The sequence below is a fragment of the Paludisphaera soli genome (assembly GCF_011064595.1).
GTDB classification, from domain to species: Bacteria; Planctomycetota; Planctomycetia; order Isosphaerales; family Isosphaeraceae; genus Paludisphaera; species Paludisphaera soli.
Genome location: NZ_JAALJI010000146.1, coordinates 1 through 520, shown reverse-complemented (window position 1 = coordinate 520; position 520 = coordinate 1). Strand labels below are relative to the sequence as shown.

The 520-nt window shown below is 71.2% G+C and carries 1 protein-coding gene; it reads left to right on the top strand.

Features of this window, described 5'->3' with window-relative positions; translation table 11 throughout:
• The coding region (locus G6O68_RS32075) for an IS5 family transposase (RefSeq protein ID WP_165253843.1) at positions 1–520 on the top strand (520 nt) is incomplete at both ends.

Here is a 520-nt window from a genome sequence, read left to right as displayed (position 1 = left end):
CCGCCGGGCGATGGACGCGATCTTCTTCGTGCTCCGCACCGGCTGCCAGTGGAACGCCCTGAACGCCACCGGGATCTGCACCAGCAGCTCGGCCCACCGCCGGTTCCAGGAGTGGGCGAAGGCCGGCGTGTTCCGCGAGCTGTGGAGGCTCGGCCTGCTCGAGTACGACGAATTGGGCGGCATCGACTGGGAATGGCTGTGCATCGCCGGGGCGATGACCAAGGCCCCGCTCGGGGGGGAAAAGACGGGGCCCAACCCGACGGATCGGGGCAAGTCGGGCACGAAGCGGTCGCTGCTGACGGACGGCGGCGGCATCCCCGTCGGTTTGGTCGTCGCCGGGGCGAATGAGCACGACAAGTGGCTCGCGGGACCGACCCTCCTGAGCCAGCCGGCGCTGGGGCCGGAGCCGACGTCCGAGGCCCCGGTCCACTTCTGCGCCGACAAGGGGTACGACTACGCCGACGTCCGCGAGGTGGTCGAGCTGTGGGGCTTCACGGCGCACGTGAAGGCCCGCGGCGAG